The sequence below is a fragment of the Longimicrobium sp. genome (assembly GCF_036554565.1).
GTDB lineage: Bacteria > Gemmatimonadota > Gemmatimonadetes > Longimicrobiales > Longimicrobiaceae > Longimicrobium.
Genome location: NZ_DATBNB010000164.1, coordinates 1 through 3982 on the forward strand (window position 1 = coordinate 1; position 3982 = coordinate 3982).

Sequence of the window (3982 nt, forward strand, 5' to 3'; positions counted from 1 at the left end):
GATCGCAGCGACTGAGGGATCCGCCACACACCACGCGCCCCCTGCTCCAGCGCTGCAGACACACCACTGCTGGCTGTTGTTCGCGCGTAGGGATCAGTGTCGCACGCGCGGAACAGAGACCGGCTCACGCCACCGCAATCCGGCACCTCGCGGAGTGTGTGGCGGATCCCTCGGTCGCTGCGGTCTACGTCGCCGGGGCCCGTTCGGCGTGGCCGCTCCTCGGGATGACAGCGTGCGCCGCACTGGCCGAAGCGCGGTCGAATTCTCCCCTCGCCCGCTTGCGGGAGAGGGGCCGGGGGAGAGGGCAGCCGAGGCATGCGCCGACCCGCTTCGCAATGCCCCGACATCGCGGCCTCTGCAACGATGACCGCTGCCGCGCCCAGGCTTGGAAGTGCCCCAGGCTAGATCCTTCGCCCCGCGAGGGATGTCGTGCGGGCTGGTACGGCGCGCCTGGGGCTCAGGATGACAGGCTGTGCGGCGAGGCAGGTGTGACGCACGACACTGGCTCCCTTCCCCCCGCGCGGTTTGCGGGGGAAGGGCTGGGGATGGGGGGCGGCCGAGGCATGCGCCGGCCCGTTTCGAAACGCCCCGACGTCGCCTCAGCCCAGGTCCAGCTCCATCTCCACCTCCGGCGAGTACAGCGTCGGCGCACGGAAGCGGAAGCCGGCCTTCTGGTACGAGCGCACGGCGGGGCGGTTGTGCGGCTCCACCGAAAGCCACAGGCGCCGCACATCCATCGTGCGGGCCACCTCGGCCGAAAAGCGGTTGACCTGCGTGCCCACCCCGCGGCCGCGCACCCCGTGGTCCAGAAAGATGGCGTACTCGCGTACGTCGTCGTCGCGGGTGGGCATCAGCATGGCGTGGCCGGCCAGCTGCCCCTCGCTTTCGACGACGAGGTGCGTGCCCGTGGGCAGGATGGCGTCCAGCCAGCGCGCCACGCGCGCCGGGCCCTCCGGCGGAAGGCCCTGCGCGGCTCGCTTGGGTTCGAAAGCCTCGTAGAACCGGTCCAGGGCGGGCCGGTCTTCGGGGGTGTAGGCGCGTACCGTGAACACGCGTCCGTCCCGGTCGTGAAAGGTGGCGGGGGAAAGCGCCGGAACCGGGTCCGGCGCGGAGGGATGCAGCGGGGAAACGTCCATCTACCAGCCCAGGCCGTACCCGCGGATCAGCGGAAGGGCCTGCCGGCGCAGCGACTCCAGCGTGCGCCGGTTGGTCGCCTCGATCTCTTCGCGGCGCGGCACCGGCGCGAGGTCCTCGCCGGGGTCGCGCACGCACTCGGGAAGCAGCACCGGGGCCTCGCCCTGCCAGCGGTCCAGCCACTCGCGGGGAACGCGGTTGGGCACCTGCTGCCCGGAAAGGCCGCCCCAGATCAGCGTCCACGCCCGGGGCACCACCTGCCAGACGGCGTACCCGCCCCCGCCCGTCGCCACCACGCGCCCCCCGCACACCGAATCGGCCACCTCGCAAACGATGCGGATGGTCTCTTCGTACAAACGGGTGCTGGCGCGCAGGTGCGTCAGCGGGTCCAGCGAGTGGCCGTCGCAGCCGTTCTGCACCACGATCACGTCGGGGCGGTACGCCTCGATCACCTCCGGCAGCAGCTTCCGGTGGATGTCGAGCCAGGAGCCGTCCTCGGTAAAGGGCTCCAGCGGCAGGTTCAGCGAGTAGCCGTACCCGTCGCCCTCGCCCAGCTCGTCCACGAACCCCGTGCCCGGGTAGAGGTAGCGTCCGGATTCGTGCAGCGAGAGGGTGAGCACCTCGGGGTCGGCGTAGAAGATCCCCTGCACGCCGTCGCCGTGGTGCGCGTCGTAGTCCAGGTACAGCACGCGCGCCTGGTGCTCGCGCCGGATCCACGCGATGGCCACGGCCAGGTCGCTGTACACGCAGAAGCCCGATCCGCGGTCGTGGTGCGCGTGGTGAAGCCCGCCCGCGATGCTGAACGACCGCTTCACCTCGCCCGACATCACCAGCTCCGCCGCGCGCAGGGTGGCGCCGCTGACCAGGGCCGTGATGTCGTGCATTCCCGGGAAGATGGGCGTGTCTTCCGTCCCCAGCCCGTAGCGGCCCGCCCCCTCGGTGCTTCCGCCGGCGCTGAAGCGCTTGACGGCGTCCACGTACTCGCGCGAATGGACGGCCAGCAGTTCCTCGTCGGTCGCCATCCGCGGCGCCACCATCCGGCAGGTGGTGGCGTCCAGCAGCCCCAGCGCCTCGATCAGCGAGATGGAAAGGTCCAGCCGCTTGGGGTTGAACGGGTGGTCGGGGCGAAAGCGGTAGCCGGTGACGGCCGGATCCCACACCAGGGCCGAGGGAACGCTCACGCGCCACCCGCCCGCCGGAGGTCCGTTTCCAGCGACGGCCAGCCCACCTCGAACCCGGCCGACTCCAGCGCCTGGATCACCTCGCGCGGGTCGATGGTGTTCACGTGCAGGATGGCCACGCGGCGGTCGCCGTGCTTGCCGGGAGGCACCAGCATGGAGCAGACGTTCACCTTCAGCTCGTCGCCCACCACGTGCATGGCCCGCGCAAGCTCGCCCGCGCGGTCGGACATGGACACCTCCAGCCGCGACGACGCGCCCGCGGGGCCCAGCAGCTCCACGAAGGCATCCAGCACGTCCGTCTCGGAAAGGATGCCCAGCAGGCGGCCGTGCGCGTCCACCACCGGCAGCGCCCCGATCCGGTGGCGGTGAAGGAGGCGCGCCGCGTCTTCCACCGCGTCCCAGGGCCCGATGGTGATCACCTCGCGCGCCATGATGGCCGACACCGGCGTTTCACTCACCCGCGCCGTGCTCTCCGCATCGCCCGCGGCCAGGGGCGAGGGCATGGCCAGGCGGATGTCGCGGTCGGAAACGATGCCCACCAGCTCGCCGCCTTCCACGACGGGAAGGTGGCGGATGCGGTGCTCGCGGGTGAGCCGCAGGGCCTCCGCGAGCGACTGGCCGGGGGAGACGGCGACGGGGTCGCGCGTCATCCGCTTGCTCACCAGCATTGCTGTCTGTGGCGATGGAAAGAGGCGCGGGCACGGCGGGCCGCCCGGTGGGGCGGCGCGCCCGCGGTTCGGCTAGAGGTCGATCTTCTGCCCCGGGCGGCGCCCGGCGAACCCCGCCCGGGTGCACACCAGCGACACCTGCCCGGTGGTGTCGATCCACACCACGGCGTTCTGGCCGAAGACCAGCCCCAGCTCCACCAGCAGCGGGCGGACGTCGCCGGTCAGCAGGAACCCGGGCTCGTCCCACGAGCCGTCGCCCCCGCCGTGGGCGTGGCTGCGGCGGAAGGGCACGCCCAGCGAGCGCACGTGCTTCAGCAGCTCCTGGTCGGCGGCGCGGTTCGCGTCGGCGTCGTGCTCGATGGACGCCGGGTTGAAGGCGGTGACGATGCCCCCCGGACGCAGCGAGGCATCGGGCAGGGTTCCGTCCAGGCGCACCTCGAGCGTGCCGTTCGGGCCCTCGACGGTCCAGACGGTGCGGCCGTAGGCCTCCAGCAGGTCGGTGTCGCTCAAGATGGCCGGTGCAGTAGACACGTTTCAGTAGCGTTGTTCACGGGCGAGCTCGCCCGAGGCGTCGTAGACGCGGAGTACGTTGGCGCCGCCGTCGTAGTCGGCGTCGATCAGCTGGTACGCGACGGCACCGTCGCGGTAGACCTCGATCATGTCGGCCCGGCCGTCGCCGTTGCGGTCCGTCCACGTGGCCACGGGCCGCGCCCCGCCCACGAAGCGAACCAGGCGCGCGCGTGCGCCGCCGGGACGGACGCTGCTCACGCCGTCGCCCACGGCGCGAACGCCGTCGAGCGCGCCGGTGCCGCGGAACCACGAGGCCAGCGCCCCGCGCCACTGCCCCGCCAGTGAAGACGGGGCCGGCATGTCGGGCATGTCGCTCGAGGGGGGCGACCAGCTGTCCTGCGCCCGCAGGGTAGCGACTGCCACCAGGGTAAGGCCGACCGCCGCGGCGGCGGCCACACCAATCATGCGTCGCATGCGTTACCTCTTTCG

The 3982-nt window shown here is 72.0% G+C and carries 5 protein-coding genes; all 5 read right to left on the reverse strand.

Annotated features, from left to right (window positions below; genetic code table 11):
* Positions 1-599: 599 nt before the first annotated feature.
* The gene (locus VIB55_RS04525) at positions 600-1136 is read right to left on the reverse strand and encodes a GNAT family N-acetyltransferase (RefSeq protein WP_331875477.1); all 537 of its coding nucleotides are present in this window, start codon (positions 1134-1136) and stop codon (positions 600-602) included.
* Positions 1137-2315, reverse strand: coding sequence for an acetoin utilization protein AcuC (locus VIB55_RS04530; protein ID WP_331875478.1), 1179 nt, complete (start codon positions 2313-2315; stop codon positions 1137-1139).
* Positions 2312-2983 carry a CBS and ACT domain-containing protein gene (locus tag VIB55_RS04535; RefSeq protein ID WP_331875479.1) on the reverse strand — a complete coding sequence of 224 codons (672 nt, stop codon included), beginning with the start codon at positions 2981-2983 and terminating at the stop codon, positions 2312-2314. Before VIB55_RS04535 ends, VIB55_RS04530 begins: the two co-directional genes overlap by 4 nt.
* 72 nt (positions 2984-3055) lie before the next feature.
* Positions 3056-3514, reverse strand: a complete 459-nt coding sequence (locus VIB55_RS04540) for a DUF3293 domain-containing protein (protein WP_331875480.1) — start codon at positions 3512-3514, stop codon at positions 3056-3058.
* Positions 3515-3517: 3 nt separating this feature from the next.
* A complete protein-coding gene (locus tag VIB55_RS04545) occupies positions 3518-3967 on the reverse strand; it encodes a hypothetical protein (RefSeq protein ID WP_331875481.1) in 450 nt (149 codons plus the stop codon).
* Between the last annotated feature and the right edge of the window lie 15 nt (positions 3968-3982).